Here is a 16,023-nt window from a genome sequence, read left to right as displayed (position 1 = left end):
ATGTCTAGCTGAAGAATATGTCAGCTGTCGTCAGAACGGTTTACGCGCAGAGGCTTAACCGGCCCAGCCTGGTTTCTTCATGTATTCCAAGAGCCCTTTCATTCCCACGCCGTTCTCGGCGAGATTGCTGAAATGGTTTCGGTAGTTTTCCCACAGCTTCCACTCCTCAGCAGTTGGGGTATAGGTGTTCTTGTGGGGGACCTGCATGCCAACCAAGAGCGTTAAATAGCCCTCCATGCCATAGGGGTCTCCAGCGTTCATGAGTACTTCCTTTGCGATAAGAGACGGGCCGTTCTGCTGATAGAAGTCAGCCACATCCTGGCCTTTGCCTAGGTTCACCTTCTCACGGCATTCCTGCCAGAACGGTGTGTCCAGAGCGGTGTTATATTTGTAATGTAGGGCGAGGAAGTCCCGGATGTCATCCCAGGCTCCTCCTATGAGTTTGTTGTAGCTCTTGCGTAAGCTGTCATTGGTCATGCCGTCACAATCATAAAGGCAGTCTGTGAGCGCGCGTGACTGGATGCAGATCACCATAATTGCGGAGGCCTCCAGTGGCTCTACAAAGCCCGAGGCGTTTCCGATCCCGACGACGTTTTTGATCCAGCTGTCGCGATAGCGTCCGCTGCGGAAATGCACGAGGCGTGTATCCTTTATCTTTGGATTCGCCTCTCTGAAGGCTTGCTCGGCATCATGATCAGAGACGAATGACGAGCTGTATACATAGCCACGGTTGATCCTGTCCGGGTGATCAATGCGCCAGCTCCAGCCGTGGGGCATTTGCTCACTTCTGGTGCAGGGGAGGATGGTTTCGTCCTCTCGTTCCCATCCTCCGACCACCGCCTTGTCGCAGAACAAGGCATCGGTGAAGGAGTCAAAATGGGCTCCAAGCTTGTTCATGAGTTCTGCACGGAAGCCGGAGGCGTCAATAAACATCTCTCCAGCTACGCGTCTGCCTCCATCCAGAAGCAGGCGCTTCACCTCACCGTTTTCTTGTAGCTCTACATCCTCCACCTTGCCTTCGATGAATTTCACACCCTCTCGCATGCAGGCCTTGTGCAGCCATTGCACGAAACGGTGATTCTCTAAGTGCCATGCGATACCTACTCCAGGAGGAGGGATGTCAGGTTTGCCGTCATCGCCCATGGGGGTGGCGATTCTCCGCTTCATCAGGGCGCCGGGAAGATCGGCTCCATCAAAGCGGTCAAAGGCATAGTAGCCGTTTGGTTTCTTCAGGCCTTGCCACTGGAAGTCGGTCTGTTGGTTAGAAAAACTGTAATGGAATACTCCACGTTTCCCCCACTCAAACTCAATGCCTAGCTTCCAGACGGGTTTCACTTCACGCTGAAATTCCTCTCGGTCCATTCCCAGGTAGCCGTGGATGTGAAGAGGGACATAAGGAGTCGTTCCTTCTCCTACTCCGATAATGCCTATCTTCTCACTGTAGACGACGGTGACTTGTAAATGTTTGAGGCGTCTTTTGAGGGTCAGAGCTGCCAACAAACCTGCACTTCCAGCACCCAGAACAATCACTTTTTTCAGCATATAAATCTATCCTAACAAGATAAAGTCAATCAACGTCAAGTGTTTAGGTAGATTTAATATTGACCCAGTGACTTACAATGAGTTAGAGTATAGGTTGATTATGAAACCCTCATATTGGACTAGAATAGCAGGAACCACGGCTGCCGTATCGGCGATGTCTGCCGCTTCATCGCAGGCGGCCATTGTTGGTGGCATTAATTTTTATCGGAATGGAGGCCAAGCTGATCAGATTGAAGATCCCAACAGTCCGGGTACTAGTTTGGTGGATGCCCTCGGCACCAGCAATTGGTACAACCCGGTAGATCCCAATGCTGGAGCCTTCCCGAGCGCATTTAATTTGCACAATGTGGAGACAAGCCGGGCTCTTCCCGGGACTCTCAGCGGAGTCACGGTCACCTGGACGACTGGCGCTACTTGGGCCCCGGGTACAGGAACTGGATTCACTGGGACACCAGATGAGAACAATGTGCTAAGGGAATACTTTGATGATAATTCGGCTGCAGGTATCACGGTCACGCTGTCTGGGCTTAGTTCTCTCATGACAGGTTCACAGTCTCTTGTGATCCGGGCTTACGCCTCAGGTGCTGAAATGTCAGACGGGAACCCTACCTTCAATGCCTCTTCCGGTACTCCGGGAACTCCAGATGATTATCTGAATCCGGATGATGATGCAGACGGGCGAACGATCTATGAGGTGGATTTCTCGGGAATCACCGAAGATGAGTGGACGCTAACCATTCCTCAGCGAGGCACGGAGGGGAATACAGGTACCAATCTGGCGGCGCTGACCATCGATGTCATTCCAGAGCCCTCGAGTACGACCTTGTTAGGGTTAGGGATGTGTACGCTTTTATTGCGGCGAAAACGGTGAGTCTAGCTCCATGATCAATGTTTGAGACACGGTCGGGATTATCCCGGCCGTTTTTCTTTTTCGAGGGGTCGCCTGGATTCTGCGTAATCGGGGGCGTGGCGAATCTACAAAAAAAAGGCCGGGGTGGTGTACCCCGGCCTGGATTTTAAAAGGTGATTGCTTGGGGCGGATTAGAGGCCGCCACCAAGAAGTGGGCCGAACTGCTGGCCTACTTCCATGAGCTTCTGCTGGAACTCTTCCTTGGTCTTAGTGGCATCAAGTTGCTTGATCGCTGCCTGGACCATGCGGAGACCGCCGAGCATCTGCTGCTTCTGCATGTCTTCCATACCTTCCATGGCGGCGATGCCTTGGCGGGTTTCTTCCATGTTCTTGTCCCAGTCGGTGGTCATTTCCTCTGGTACCCAGAGACCGTCTACTTTGGTGAGCTTCATGGTTTCTTCATTGTTCTCAGGATCCTTCACTTCGGCGGTGTCACCGGACTCGCTGACGAGTTCAGCCTTTGGATTGTCCATCCAGGAGATGTCTTCATCTTCAGCTGCCAAAGTGAAGGCGACATCGGCGACTTTCTGGAACTCAGGTTGAATGTCGCCAAAGAACTTGGTGAGTTCGATGCTCTTGAGACTGTCGGTGTCCTTGATGTCGGAGTTGACGATGGCGTCTACGAGGTTCACGACGGCGTCGTAGTTCTCTTTAACCGCTGCCACCTTGTCTTCACCCATGGCTTCGGAGTTGTCCTGAGCAAGCTCGAGGATGATGTCCTTCTTGCTCTTGAGGAGTCCTGAAGTGGCGCTGAGCGTCTTCATGGTTTCGTTGTAGATCTCAGAGTCCACTTTAGCGCCAAAGTCGCGAGTGATGCCCTGAACGTCGGTCTGGTACTTGGCTGGCATGGAGTTCCAGAGGCTGACGATGCGGCCTGCGCGCATGTCCTTGACCCAGCCCTCCACGGTAGCGCTCGGGGTGAGGTCTTTCTTAGGAGCTTCGGCAGGGGTGTCCTCTGTGGATTCAGGGGATTCCGTGCTGGCGGCTGTTTCTTGGGAAGTGGTGGTGCTGGTGGCTTCCTCTTTTTTACCGCAGGAGCTGAGAAGCATGGCCGCTGAGGCGATGCCTGGAATGATGTATTTTAATTTCATGTTAGTGATCAGGTAGATTCTTAATCTGAGGGTTAAGCTGTGTGGCGCACAGCCAGTGCGAGCGAACCAGCAGGGCGCGTTAGATTCAAGATTAATCCAGTCCATGCATGCAAAGTCTGCTCGTGAACTTTTTCGCCTCAATGGCGAAATGATTTAGGGATTGCACGTGGACTGGGATGTAGGAGGATATCAGGGATGCAAGGACGCGTGCTGATCACTGGTGGAGAGGGTGGACTGGGAGCTGCCTGCGCGGAGGAATTCCGTGCGGCGGGGTGGGAGGTGCTTGCGCCCGGACGTTGGGAGTTAGATGTCTCGGATTCCGGTAGTGTCGATGCGTATTTTCAGGAGCATGGTGCCGAGCTTGACCTTCTGGTCTGCAATGCCGGGCTGACCCGGGATCATCTGCTGGCGCGAATGAGCGAGGAGGACTGGGACCAGGTGATGCAGGTGAATCTCAAGGGAGCGTTTCTCTGCGCCAAGGCAGCGGCACGCGGCATGATCAAGCGCCGCAGCGGGCAGATTGTTTTTATTTCCAGCTACTCGGCCTTCCATCCGCCAGCGGGCCAGGCGAGCTACGCCGCCGCGAAGGCTGGACTGTCCGGCCTGACTAAGTCTCTTGCGCAGGAGTTAGGCGGCCGTGGTGTGCGGGTGAATCTGGTGGTGCCGGGCTTCATGGAGACGAAGATGACGGCGCCGCTGGGGGAGGAGGTCAAGCAGGCTGCCCTGGCCAAGCACGCCCTCGGGCGCTGGAATCAGCCGCAGCGGGTGGCGCGTTTTATCCACTTCCTGCAGACTGAGCTGCCGGAGACCTCAGGCCAGACATTTAATCTGGATAGCAGAATCCTCTAAGGTCTGGTAGACACAGATCGTTTGATAAGTCGTCTGCTATCGCCCAGTATAGTTAAGTTTATGAATGCCTGTTCCGTAATTACATCGCTCGTGCTGGCGACCAGTGCTTTGTTAGCGATGACTTCCTCCGCCCAGAGCGTGAAGCTCGATGTCTCCCAGGTTCCTGAGCAGAAGGAATGGGGGCTAAAGGCGGCCAAAATTATGGAGGAGTGGCATCCGCGTATTTCCCAGTTTCTAGCCAGCCCGGGCTTTACGCCTCCAGGCAAGTGCTCCCTACTGATTGATAAGAATTACAAGGGGGTAGCCTTCACCACGGGGACGAAGATCACCGTGTCCTCCGAGTGGATTGCCAAGCATCCTGAGGATTTAGGGGTGGCGGTGCACGAGCTCGTCCATGTGGTGCAGCAGTATCCTCCCGGACAGCCGGTCTGGGTGACGGAGGGCATTGCCGACTACATCCGCTGGGTGCAGTACGAAAAGAAGAAGCTCAAGGAACTGCCTGTGGCCAATGAGGATAAAGGTTACACCAAGGGCTATCAGGTGACGGCTGGCTTCTTCCTCTGGCTGGAGAAAAACGGCGGTGAAGGCATCGTGCGTAAACTCAATGCTGCCATGCGCAAGAAACAGTACAGCGATCAGATCTTTGAAGACGTGACTGGGACGAATCTGGATGACCTCTGGAGCCAGTATCTCGCTGTCAGGGAGAAGGGGAAATAGATTGTTCTCTTCGGCTGAAGTCATAGCATGCCTGCATGAATCCCGTCCTCAAGAGAGTGTGTGACTCGGCCACGGATGCCGGCACGCTGGCGAAGTCTCTGGCTGAATCCGGAGTCAAGTCGGTCAGCGAGTTCTTCCATGGCATGCGGGTCTTCGGGGCGATGTCTGCCCTGACTTCGGCTGAGGTGGAGAGGGATGAAACGCATTACCTGTTAGTTCCGGTGTCGGGTGAGGAAGGTGGCTATGCCATCTACACCAAACGCATCCTGCCGCCGGATGTCGGGGTGAACAATTCCCTGCCCAAGCTCAGGGTCTTTCACATTCCGGATGAAAATGCCCGTGAAACCATGGAGCATAAACTGGTCGCGGACATGGTGGAGGAAACGCTTGGCCAGGCGGATCTGCAGTCTGACTTGGCGGACACCTTGGATAAATTTGCCGATGAGATCGATAAGCAGACCGAGCGAGTCAGTGGTGGCTTAATTCTGATAGGAGGTGTGGTGGCGCTAGCGAATCCTTTGTTAGGGATCGGAATTGCTGTCAAAGGCCTGATGCCATCCATCGGTGCCAAGGCCTCCAAGGCTGGCACGGATTTTGTGACCGGGAAGATCCGCGGATGGAAGAAATCCAGTGCGGAGGCTAAGGCTCAGAAAGAGGCGGCCAAGGAGGTCAAGAAGCTCAAGCCGGAGGTCTTTACCAATCCTCTGCTACGTGCCCTGGATGCCCTGCTGACGAATCCAGACGAGAGCTATGATCCGCACTGGGATCAGAGCCTCTGGCCGGATAGTTTCGAGTATGCCTACTATTACGAGATGACCCTCGAGGCGATTCGCGAGGTTTATGCCGAGCAGGGTCTAGAAACAGAAAAGCCGGCAGCCCGTGAGTGGGTCGGCCGGCTTTTGGAAAGGGATTGATCCTCCTTACTTGGCGGAGTCTTTATAGGCGTCGATAATGGCGCGGACGACTTCGCTGTCGAATTTGTTCTCACCGCCGCCGGGGAAACCCTGCCAGCAGACTTTGCCATTCGGGTCGATCAGCAGCAGGTGCGGGATGCCTTTGATGCCGATTTCGGCGCTAGTGCGCTTCTTGGTGTCGACTCCACTGTAGTACTCAATGACAGGGCTTTTCATGTTGCGGACTTTGTCCGCTGAGCTGTCACCAGAAAGGCCGATGACAATGAGCTCGTCTTTGAACACATAGGCAATTTCATTGAGGTGGGGAATCGCCCTACGGCAGGGGCCGCACCAAGTGGCCCAGAAATCCACGAGGACAAACTTGCCCTCGGTCTTTGGTTCCTCAGTGAGCCAGGTTTCTACGATGATCTCCGGGGCCTTCTGGTTGAAGAGGTTGTTGGAGGCGTAGATGTTTTTTGCCGGGGCAGGACCCCAGTCGTGGTCGTGCTTGTCAAAGGTGATGCCTTCATGGCCTACGATGGCCTCCTCTGTGGAGGAGCGCTCCGACTGTGCTGGCTCAGCCTGCTTGTTGCAGGCTGCCAGGAGAAGTGTGCTAGCGGCGGTGAGTATGAAGAGTGCTCTCATCCTTACTCGCCGAGGTCGATTTTACCTTCGAAGACGAAGTCGGCTGGGCCAGAGAGGGTGACATCCGTGAAGCCGCCGTTGCCGTCGGATACGAAGCCGATCTCGAGGGTGTCACCACCAGCGACATCCACCTTGATTGGGGATGGGGCTCCGGTGGTGAGGTGGTGGATGAGCGCACAGGCGCACATGCCAGTACCGCAGGCTAGAGTCTCACCCTCCACGCCACGCTCGTAAGTGCGGATGGCGATGTGATCCGGGGCGATGACCTGGAAGAAGTTCGCATTGGTGCCCTTCGGGGCGAAACGGTCGTGGTAGCGGATCGCGGCGCCGCAGTGGACGACATCGAGCTCCGGCAGGTTATCCACGATGGCGACGGCGTGTGGTACGCCGGTATTGATGAAGTGCACGGCGGAGTCGAGGCCGCTGACCTTGACATCGGTGTCCATTTCAAGATCAAAAGGATCGGACATTGCGATGCGGACGTCGTGACCCACCATCTCCGCAGTCAGGGTGCCGGCGATGGTTTCAAAGGTGACGGACTCCTTCACTTCATCAGTGAGGTGAGCGGTGAAGCGGCCGAAGCAGCGGGCACCATTACCGCACATTTCCGCCTCGCCACCATCGGCATTGTAGTAGCGGAACTTGTAGTCGGCACCATTCTCAGCTGGCTCTACGGCGAGCAGGCCGTCGGCGCCGATGCCGCGGTGGCGGTCACAAAGGGCAGCGATGGTGTCGGTGTCGAGGTTGGTGTCGAGGTTACGGTTGTCGATGACGACGAAGTCGTTGCCGGCACCGTTCATTTTGAAGAAATTGAGGATCATATAACTTGGTTAATTGTTATTGGAAAATGGTTCATTGAGGGGCCTTTGCGGCTGGGGCCGCATTGGTGACCTAGGCTTTGGTGGCGTCGATCAGCGGCTTGGTGAAGGCGGCCACTTGTTCGGCTACATTGGCATCGTTCTGGTGTACGTCAACCTGGTTGACAATGGCGGAGCCCACGACCACGCCGTCGGAAACGGAGGCGACCATGGCGGCCTGCTCTGGGGTGTTGATGCCGAAGCCGATGCAGACTGGAGTTTTGGTGTGCTGCTTGATCTTGGCCACAGTCTCACCGATGGAGGCGGACGGGGCTGCCTGGGCGCCAGTCACGCCAGTGCGGGAAAGGGCGTAGATGAAGCCTTCGGACTGCTTGGCTAGTTCGGCGATGCGCTCGTCCGGGGAGGTCGGCGCGATGAGAGTGATGTGCTTGAGTCCCTCGCTCTTGGCCAGCTCGGCATTGAGCTTGGCTTCGTCCGGCGGGAGATCCAGCAGGAGAACGCCGTCAGCACCGGCAGCGGCGGCATCCGCGTGGAAGCGCTCGTAGCCGTAGGTGTAGATCGGGTTCAGGTAGGTGAAGAGTACGATCGGGGTTTCGTGGGTAGTGCGGAAGTCGCGGATCAGCTGGAGGACCTTGGTGAAGGTGGCACCGGCCTTGAGCGCGCGGTCGGCGGCAAGCTGGTTGACCACGCCGTCTGCCAGCGGGTCAGAGAATGGCACGCCGAGCTCGATGACGTCTGCCCCGGCGTCTGCCAGCCCGCGGATAATCTCCAGCGAACGTTCCATGTCCGGGTCGCCTGCGGCCACATAGGCCACAAAGGCGGCGGTATTCGTCTCAGCCAGCTTGGCAAAAGTCGTATCGATACGGTTGCTCATGCCGCGAAGCCTAGAAGCTAGCCCCCAAGAATCAAGCCGTATTGGGGGAAAATGGGGACAGTCGCCTGAATTAAGGACATACGGTTTAGGAGTCGTCTCTGATGATTTCTACAGACAGAAGATGGGGGTCTTTTACGGGGATAGAAAACAAAGTGATCGTGGGGTATTCGTGGGCAGCTCCATAGATCGTAACATTTTCTAGACGGGCTTGAGTAAAGGCCTCGGGGTTCTCAAGGTGTAGCAGCCAGATGAGATTGGAATTCTGATCTCGAAGAGCGAGCTATTCCTCACCCTGCCACGGGCCTTCCCCCCCCCCATCTCACGATATAAGGAGCTTGTTTTCAAAGCTATTCACCTTGTTCTTTAGGGGAGTCATCAAGCAAAAATGATTCAATTTTTGTATGTGAACTGCTACCCATCTCAAATTCGAATTCGTAATCAGGGTCATTCTCTAAACTCTTCATTATTGATTCGATTTCTCTGACAATACTAACAATTTTCTTATAGATATCTGTAAAATCTTTGTATTGAAAAGAACGGCTTCGCCCACTTGTCCAAGATCTTGAGTTGGTGGAAATCTCATAATTGGTGTTTAGGTCTTTGACCAAAGCTGCGCCGTTTACTGTATCAAATGTATTCGGGTTCCAAATACCGTGAATGAAAAGGTTGCGATCTTGACGTATCCTTTCAATGGAGCTTGCCAGATTTTTTATACCTTCTTCGTGTTCTGGGTACTGACGAGCAATTTTACGAAGAGTTTTTAGATTTGATAAGAGTTGTGAGGAGTCAAGAAAAGTTGAGGCAGTTACTGAAGCGCCAGCAAAAGCCAAACCTGAGATCAGTGCGCGAAGATCTCCCTCCATTCGAGCGAAGAGTACTGTGAGTTTTCCTATAATCGAGTAGAACTCAGTATGTAGTATTTTTGATTCGGAAGAATGCGATATATCTTGTGAACTCATTAGTATATTCCATCACTCAGTTGGGGACGTAAATCAATGATCATGTTGATGTGTTCGAGTTTGCGCCGAAAACAAGGCCACGCACCCGACGGTCTCGATCTGCACGTTATCGAAGCGCTGGGTGAGGGCTTCATTCAGGTCTGTTAGGGTGTCCTGGGTGTTGGAGAAGATGCCTTTTTGGTTGTAGAAGGCCATGAGGCGTTTGGCGGCCCGGGATTTGGGGACTTCTTCGTGCAGGATGGTGGAGCCGAAGATGCGGCAGCCTGGCTTCATGAGGGGCTTGAGGTGATCGAAGGCGATGGCTTTCTCCGAGATGGAGCCGGGGACGCAGTGGAGGAGGTAGTTGATGCCGATGGAGTCGAAGGGTTCGATGGGCTGGGAGATCTCCTCCAGGATGTTCTGCTGATAAGTCTCCGGCTGGTGGCGGGCGATGCGGGTGGAGGCGTAGTCCAGCGTGCTGCGGTTCATGTCCATCAGCGCCACGCGTGGGTTGATGGTGGGGAAGTGGCAGTTGTCGAGGAAATGTCCGGTGCCGACGCCTACGTCGAGGTGATTGGCAGAGACTTGGGCATCGTACTGCGCCTCGATCCTGCGCGTGGGGCATTTCCAGATCCACTTGTTGGAAATGCCGAGCACGATGAAGTCATACATCTTCAGCGTACGTGCGGTGTAGACTGCTTGCCCTGCGTGGATTTGTTCTTCGGTGACGGACATCGATATTGGTCTAGCGGTGTATGTTAGATCTGTAAAAACAAAACGGCACCTCGGGTTGAGGTGCCGCTGGTGTTGAGCTTTCGGCGATTTCTGAGCCTAGCGTTTTTTGAGTTCGTCCAGAATGGCTTCGAGCAGGACTTCCTGCTTCGGTGGAGCGGCTGGTTTCTCTTCCTTCTTCTTCTCGAAGGCGGTGATGAATTTCTTCACGACGATGAAGACGACGAGGGCGAGAAGAAGGAAAGCAATGGCATCCGTGATGAACTGGCCATACTTGATGGCAACTTCAGTTTTCTCATCACCGGGTTTGATCACGTACTTGAGCTTCGTGAAATCGACATCGCCGAGCGCGACGCCTATCGGCGGCATGATAACGTTACTGACGAGGGACTTGACGACGGTGGCGAAGGCTCCGCCGAGGATGAAGCCGACGGCCATATCTACGAGATTGCCTTTGAAGGCAAATTCTTTGAACTCTTTGAGCATGGGTGTTTGGTTGTGTTAGGCTGCTCGGTTGACGAGGAAGTAGTCCCAGTCTTTGATGCCGAGGAGATTTTTCAGAGTGATCGTTACGGGAACCGGGCGCGGTTCGTACGGGGGGCGGATCAGCTTGAGCCCTGCTTCAGCTGGAGTCCTGGCTCCTTTCTTGGAGTTCAGTGCTTTCTCAGAGAGCACGCAGTTTTCCCAGGAGGTGGCGCCTCCACGGGAGCGGGGGATCACGTGGTCGATACTGGCCTCGGAGGGCTTGAGCAGCTTGCCGGTGTATTGGCAGCGGCCTTTGTCGCGCACCCAGAGGTTTTTCAACGAGAATTTTGGTTTGTAGAGTGGGACCTGGGCGAACTCACGCAGGATGATCACCGTGGGAGCGCGTACAGCGCCCCGTGCGGTGCCTACCGGGCGGTCGTGTGGCCGCACTTCGAGCTTCAGCCACTCACTCAGGCTCACTGGAGCCATGGATTCGTTCCCTTCGATTTTCAGGGCATCCGCATTTTCGGTGCACATGTGACCGAAGGCTTCAGCGGGGGAGATGATTGAAATCGCCTGCCACTGACGATTTAAAACCAAGACGCATTTCTCATGGATACAGCTACTCATGGCATAAAAAGGAGTTTATTAAACTTATCTTAATAAATAACCCGAAAATGCCCTTCATGGCAACGGAAAAGTCCTTTTCGGTGTTTTATAAGTGGTGACAAAGTTGTTAAATACGAGATTGTTGTGTTTTAGTTGTGAGTGGTGTGTGGTCTATATGAAAATAAATGTGAAAGTTGTCAGGTATACTTGGGTATGTGGTCTATAGAATGCAGCAACAATAAGCGCATAGATAAGAATGATGATTCAGACAGTATGGAAAATAGTCTTGGGCCTGAGCCTGAGCTTGGGATGTATGGGCAAGCCGAATGTGGTGCTCATCATGGCTGATGACCTGGGCTACGAGGTGTTGGGGGCTTACGGAAGCACACAGTATAAGACGCCGAATCTGGACCGTTTGGCCAAGCAGGGCATGCGCTTTGACCATTGCTATTCCACACCGCTTTGTACTCCCTCCCGGGTACAGCTGATGACCGGGAAGTACAATGACCGGAACTATATCGGCTTCGGCTTGCTCGACCCGAAAGAAAGAACCTTTGGCCATGCGATGAAGGAGGCCGGCTACAAGACCTGCATCGCGGGAAAGTGGCAGTTGTTAGGTAATAAGGGGCAGCAAAAGCTGGCAGGAGGAAAGGTGGGCACGACCCCGGATAAGGCGGGTTTTGATCGTTATTGCCTATGGCAGATTGATCAGCTGGGGAGCCGCTTCAGGGCTCCGCTGATCAATACGGATGGGGAGACGAGTGAGTATGACCCGGGATATGGGCCGGATTTTTTTACCAACTATATCAATGCCTTCATTGATGTGAACAAGGAAGCCCCTTTCTTTGTCTACTACCCGATGGTGCTGGTGCATGACCCCTTCGTGCCGACTCCTGATAATCCGAAGTTTGATGAGATCAATCCGAAGAAGCTGAACGATCCGAAGTATTTCGCGGAGATGGTGAGTTACATGGACAAGCAGGTGGGCAAGATTGTGGATACTCTGGAGAAGCAAGGCGTGCTGGAGAATACGCTGATCCTTTTCATCGGTGATAATGGCACAGATAGAAAGGTGGTTTCTGAGTTCAAGGGCCAGAAAATACGCGGGGCCAAAGGGAAGACGATGGAATACGGTACCCACGTTCCCTGCATCGCCTACTGGAAGGGAACTGTGAAGGCTGGTCAGGTGAATGAGAATCTGGTGGATTTCACGGACTTTTTCTCGACCCTGTTAGATATTGCAGGTGAAGAACCCGGAGAGGAACTGGAAGGATTGAGCTTCTACCCACAGCTGGTGGGAAAGGATGGCAAGGTGCGTGAGTGGGTGTTCTGCCACTACGATCCGCGCTGGGGCAAATTTAAGGCGGCTCGCTACGTGCAGGGCAAGCGTTGGAAGCTATACGGGGATGGTAGAATCTTTGACCTCCAGAATGATCTGCTGGAGAGGAAGGCGCTGAAGCTGGACGAGCTGGATCAGGAAGCTCGTGAGACGATAGCTACTTACCAGAAGGTCTTGGATTCAAGGCCTGGGCAGCCGTAAGGCAGTCCAGCCAGCCCTGGGTCTCGATGGCTGGTGAGAAGCAGGTTTGTCGTGTGTGTATCTGCTGGCGCAGGAGCTGGAGGAACTCGGGCTCCTCGATAACCCGGCGTATGATGGTGGCCAAAGAGCCGGGGTCATCCGGTGTGAAGTAACCGGCGTAGTCATCGCCTAACATGCCCAGGTTTCCCTCGATCTTGGAGGCGAGTACCGGGGTGCCAAGCAGGATGGATTCCCCCACGGCATTGGCTCCTCCCTCCAGGTGGGAGGAATTGATCGTGGCGGTGACCTGAGAGATCCAGGATAAGGCCTGCGGATAGGGCACGTTATCCAGCCATCGGAAGCGCGGGTCCTTGGCCTGCCACGAGTGGGCTTCTTCGATCATCTTTTCATCCAGAGCCGAGCCTAAGGTATAGGCATGTAGTGGGAGACCACCAAGCTGCTCCAAGGCCCGGTTCAGCAGGAAGGGATTTTTCACGGGTCTGAGGTGAGCAACGAGAGCGAAGCTGGGCTGTGGAGGAGGTGATACATCCTCTAGCTTCGGGATCACTATGCTGGCGCGCACGACCCGGGATTTCTGCTGATACTGTTCGGGGATGGATGAGAGAGAGGCTGGCTGGGAGACGACGAGGATGTCTGCCAGTTCCATCGCATTAAGGCAGTCCGGCTTCCTTTCTAATAAATCGCGGTAGAGATCCGTGCCGGTGAGGTAGAGGATGAGGGGTTTGCCGGGATGTTGCTGTTTGAACGCTGCGGAAAGCGGATAGGTTTTTGTGGCGTGCAGCGCGATCATGGCATCAGCACCGGTTGGGAGGGTGCCGTGGACTGCACTCGCCTGATGTCCTGCTTGCTTGAGTAGTCTCTCAATGCGCAAGGCGGTGATGGAGTTCCCCTTTGGTGAGTCGAGAGGATAGGGGCTGGTGATGAGTATCTGCATGAGTTTGTAGCAGCATAGACTCTGGGGGGAAGGCTTGGCAAAGGGAAATGTATTTCCCTGAGCTGAAGCATTTTTGCGACTGATAGGTTTGCCACAGGGTGGTGTAATACTATAGTAATCTTGTTATGAATAAGATTGTCCAGATGACGGGCGCTGTTCTGCTAGGAGCTCATGTGTTGTACGCTCAGGAAGCAGCAGAGAAGCCGCCTGCGAATGCGGAAGCCAGTGAAATCAAAGCCGAGAGTATCCAGGGTATCATCAATGAGTATGAAGCTGAAAACCGGGCGGTGCTTGAGAAGTTCCGTGCTGCGAAAACGAGGGAGGAGAGAAACAAGCTCTTTAACAGCCGCCCTGATAAGACGGAATACGGGAAAAGAATTATGAAGCTGGCAGAAGCGAACCCAAAATCGGAGGAGTCCGCCAAGGGCTTGCTATGGGTGGCTACCCAAGGAACGCGTGAGACCAGGCAGAAGGCGTCCGACCTGCTCATCCAGGAACATGCCGATACTGAGACGGTCCTGAGCTACGCCCGCTACCTGGCCGGAGGGTACGGCGGGACTCCGGAGATTTTGACCCAAGTAGTGGAGTCATCCACAAAGCCAAAGATCAAACGTGGAGCCCAGTACTACCTGGCCTCCTTCTACGTCAAAAATGCAGATAGGCAGCAAGATGAAGCCGTGGCCAAGCAGCAGCGAGACAAGGCCAAGGCTTTGCTCACCGAGCTGATAGAAGAGGAGAAAAAATCGCCGCTTGATGCTGGGACTCTAGCTCAGCTCGAGACCAAGCTCATGCAGCTTGAGCAATTGGTGGTCGGCGGAGTCGCTCCAGATATCGTCGGCACGGATCAGGATGATCAGGAGTTCAAACTCAGCGATTACCGCGGCAAGGTGGTTCTGCTAGATTTCTGGGGGTATTGGTGAGGCCCATGCCGTGCTATGCTTCCTCACGAGCGGTCGCTCGTAGAGAAGTGGAAAGAGGAGCCCTTCGCCATTGTCGGTGTCAATAGCGACGACAAGGAGAAGCTTAAGGAAATGGTGAAGGATGGAACCACGACCTGGCGGAACTTCACCAATGAACAGGCTGATGGTAAGATCTCCACCAAGTGGGGCGTTACCGGTTGGCCAACGCTCTTCTTGATCGATCACAAGGGAGTGATCCGCCACAAGAACTTACGTGGCGAGGAGATGGAGAAGGCGCTAGAAGCCATGATCCAGCAGGCCAAAGCGGACAAGTAGACTTCTGGTAAATTCCATAAAAAAGGCGTGGCCTCGAGGGAGGTCACGCCTTTATCGTACCGGGGGGAAGAAGGTTTAGCGTCTGCCGCGGCGGCCCCATCTGCGCTCGCTGCCAGCGCTTTTCACTGCCTCGAGCTGGTCAGGAGAGACAATCTGGCTGAGCTGTTCATCGGAGGGGTTGCGGTTCTCCAAGTAGAGATCGTTCAGTTGCTGGGTCTGTTCGGAGGAGAGATCAACGGAGCGCTGGATGTTGATTACGCGGTCGGTGGCGTACTCCTTGCGGTCCAGATAGTCCAGCTTGCCTGCGTACTCGAGAAGGTCAGCGCCTTCCTGCTCAGGCATCTCCGCGGCGGCTTTGACGAGGAAGGCATTGTCCTCATACCAGTCGCCATTGGAAGGGTTGCGCCAGATGAGGTCGCGGAATGGATCATTGGAGACTTCCTGGCCTTCTGGGTAGTACTGCCCGAAGATGTCGTTCTTAAGCTGGTCCAGGCGGGCTTGCTGGGAAGCGGTGAGGTCTTTATCGTCTTCGCTCATCTCTCTCAAGGCTCTGTATTCCAGATAGCCTTGCTCGTTGGCGATGATGCCGTTCATGATCTTGGTTGAATTTTCAAGGGAGCCAGTCATGCGGCCGTTGAGAAGTTCTTGCACCTTTTCTGCAGATTCACCCTCGAGGCCGAGAGATTTAGCTATGGCTTCAGAATCTCTGGTCACGCGGTCTTGCATTCTGCGGCGCCAGCGGTTGTCGGGATCTTGCATGCCCTCTACGAAACCATAGATGAAGCGCATGCTGCGCTGGGCGTCATTCCAGGCGTCTTGATCAATTCCCTCTGGAGCTGGGCTTTCCTCGCGGTCCTCACCACCACCGAAGCGGCCTGGTCCACCTGGTCTGCGGTCCGGGCGTTCCTCTCTGTCCACGGGAGCTGATTTGGTGACGCTTTCCGTGGCCTTAGGCTTTGGTGAGGTCTCAGTGGAGGACGACTCTGCTGGAGCCACCGGTTTTTCTTCGTTGGAAAGGTAAAAAGTAACCCCTGCAGAAGCTACTCCGACACCGAGTATTAATGCCGCGATTTTTGGTGTATTCATGGTAGTAGATGATTTTTTGAAGCAGATCTTGCACACTTAAGACCCATAGCTCGCGATTAAACCCGATGATATTCGGGAAGTTGCGAAAAAAAATCCGATTTTTTTGTAGGTTCTTAAACGGACCTTCTTCAAGGAAACTATCACC

Annotated in this window: 17 protein-coding genes and 1 pseudogene; 7 read left to right on the top strand and 11 right to left on the bottom strand. The window is 54.3% G+C overall.

The features are described from left to right. Positions 1-54: 54 nt before the first annotated feature. A complete protein-coding gene (locus BUB27_RS00200) occupies positions 55-1,542 on the bottom strand; it encodes an FAD-dependent oxidoreductase (protein ID WP_143157523.1) in 1,488 nt (495 codons plus the stop codon). Positions 1,543-1,642: 100 nt separating this feature from the next. Here BUB27_RS00200 and BUB27_RS00195 point away from each other — a divergent pair, with 100 nt between their 5' ends. Then, complete coding sequence (locus BUB27_RS00195; protein ID WP_143157522.1) at positions 1,643-2,413, top strand: PEP-CTERM sorting domain-containing protein; 771 nt, start codon at positions 1,643-1,645, stop codon at positions 2,411-2,413. Between the two features lie 170 nt (positions 2,414-2,583). Here BUB27_RS00195 and BUB27_RS00190 read toward each other — a convergent pair whose 3' ends face one another. Continuing rightward, complete coding sequence (locus BUB27_RS00190) at positions 2,584-3,543, bottom strand: hypothetical protein (protein ID WP_143157521.1); 960 nt, start codon at positions 3,541-3,543, stop codon at positions 2,584-2,586. A 195-nt stretch (positions 3,544-3,738) separates the two neighbouring features. Between BUB27_RS00190 and BUB27_RS00185 the strand changes: the two genes are divergently transcribed. From BUB27_RS00185 to BUB27_RS00175, 3 genes are read left to right on the top strand one after another with little or no spacing between them, the layout of a single operon-like run. Then, positions 3,739-4,392: an SDR family NAD(P)-dependent oxidoreductase gene (locus BUB27_RS00185; RefSeq protein ID WP_143157520.1), complete on the top strand. Its 654-nt coding sequence runs from the start codon at positions 3,739-3,741 to the stop codon at positions 4,390-4,392. 60 nt (positions 4,393-4,452) lie between these two features. Then, positions 4,453-5,109 carry a basic secretory protein-like protein gene (locus BUB27_RS00180; protein ID WP_143157519.1) on the top strand — a complete coding sequence of 219 codons (657 nt, stop codon included), beginning with the start codon at positions 4,453-4,455 and terminating at the stop codon, positions 5,107-5,109. 35 nt (positions 5,110-5,144) lie between these two features. Continuing rightward, positions 5,145-6,023 carry a hypothetical protein gene (locus BUB27_RS00175; protein ID WP_143157518.1) on the top strand — a complete coding sequence of 293 codons (879 nt, stop codon included), beginning with the start codon at positions 5,145-5,147 and terminating at the stop codon, positions 6,021-6,023. 6 nt (positions 6,024-6,029) lie between these two features. Here BUB27_RS00175 and BUB27_RS00170 read toward each other — a convergent pair whose 3' ends face one another. From BUB27_RS00170 to BUB27_RS00140, 7 genes are all read right to left on the bottom strand, one after another. Further along, a complete protein-coding gene (locus tag BUB27_RS00170; RefSeq protein WP_143157517.1) occupies positions 6,030-6,647 on the bottom strand; it encodes a TlpA family protein disulfide reductase in 618 nt (205 codons plus the stop codon). A gap of 2 nt (positions 6,648-6,649) precedes the next feature. Beyond that, positions 6,650-7,468, bottom strand: a complete 819-nt coding sequence (gene dapF, locus BUB27_RS00165; RefSeq protein WP_200797029.1) for a diaminopimelate epimerase — start codon at positions 7,466-7,468, stop codon at positions 6,650-6,652. A 70-nt stretch (positions 7,469-7,538) separates the two neighbouring features. Then, on the bottom strand, positions 7,539-8,339 hold the full coding sequence (trpA, locus tag BUB27_RS00160; protein WP_143157516.1) for a tryptophan synthase subunit alpha: 801 nt from the start codon (positions 8,337-8,339) through the stop codon (positions 7,539-7,541). Between the two features lie 347 nt (positions 8,340-8,686). After that, positions 8,687-9,298 (bottom strand): hypothetical protein, encoded by a 612-nt coding sequence (locus BUB27_RS00155; protein ID WP_143157515.1) that lies wholly within the window; start codon positions 9,296-9,298, stop codon positions 8,687-8,689. 33 nt (positions 9,299-9,331) lie between these two features. Beyond that, entirely contained in the window at positions 9,332-10,012 is a 681-nt protein-coding gene (locus BUB27_RS00150; protein WP_143157514.1) for a class I SAM-dependent methyltransferase, read from the bottom strand. Positions 10,013-10,108: 96 nt separating this feature from the next. After that, entirely contained in the window at positions 10,109-10,495 is a 387-nt protein-coding gene (gene mscL, locus BUB27_RS00145) for a large-conductance mechanosensitive channel protein MscL (RefSeq protein WP_143157513.1), read from the bottom strand. Between the two features lie 15 nt (positions 10,496-10,510). Next, positions 10,511-11,104 carry an HNH endonuclease gene (locus tag BUB27_RS00140; RefSeq protein WP_143157512.1) on the bottom strand — a complete coding sequence of 198 codons (594 nt, stop codon included), beginning with the start codon at positions 11,102-11,104 and terminating at the stop codon, positions 10,511-10,513. A gap of 235 nt (positions 11,105-11,339) precedes the next feature. Between BUB27_RS00140 and BUB27_RS00135 the strand changes: the two genes are divergently transcribed. Next, positions 11,340-12,623, top strand: a complete 1,284-nt coding sequence (locus tag BUB27_RS00135) for a sulfatase family protein (RefSeq protein WP_200797028.1) — start codon at positions 11,340-11,342, stop codon at positions 12,621-12,623. Here the strand turns inward: BUB27_RS00135 and BUB27_RS00130 are convergent. Further along, entirely contained in the window at positions 12,580-13,557 is a 978-nt protein-coding gene (locus BUB27_RS00130; protein WP_143157511.1) for a glycosyltransferase, read from the bottom strand. The two genes, BUB27_RS00135 and BUB27_RS00130, sit on opposite strands and share 44 nt — an antisense overlap. 125 nt (positions 13,558-13,682) lie before the next feature. Here BUB27_RS00130 and BUB27_RS19205 point away from each other — a divergent pair, with 125 nt between their 5' ends. Further along, positions 13,683-14,477 carry a peroxiredoxin family protein gene (locus BUB27_RS19205; protein WP_143157510.1) on the top strand — a complete coding sequence of 265 codons (795 nt, stop codon included), beginning with the start codon at positions 13,683-13,685 and terminating at the stop codon, positions 14,475-14,477. A gap of 12 nt (positions 14,478-14,489) precedes the next feature. Next, positions 14,490-14,792: pseudogene (locus BUB27_RS00120) on the top strand (peroxiredoxin family protein); the annotation flags it as partial. A gap of 75 nt (positions 14,793-14,867) precedes the next feature. Here BUB27_RS00120 and BUB27_RS00115 read toward each other — a convergent pair. Then, positions 14,868-15,878, bottom strand: coding sequence for a hypothetical protein (locus BUB27_RS00115; protein WP_143157508.1), 1,011 nt, complete (start codon positions 15,876-15,878; stop codon positions 14,868-14,870). Between the last annotated feature and the right edge of the window lie 145 nt (positions 15,879-16,023).

Source organism: Rubritalea squalenifaciens DSM 18772 (assembly GCF_900141815.1).
In the GTDB taxonomy this organism is placed as follows: domain Bacteria; phylum Verrucomicrobiota; class Verrucomicrobiia; order Verrucomicrobiales; family Akkermansiaceae; genus Rubritalea; species Rubritalea squalenifaciens.
Note: the sequence above shows the minus strand (reverse complement) of the source record. Positions and strands in the feature narration are given on the sequence as shown.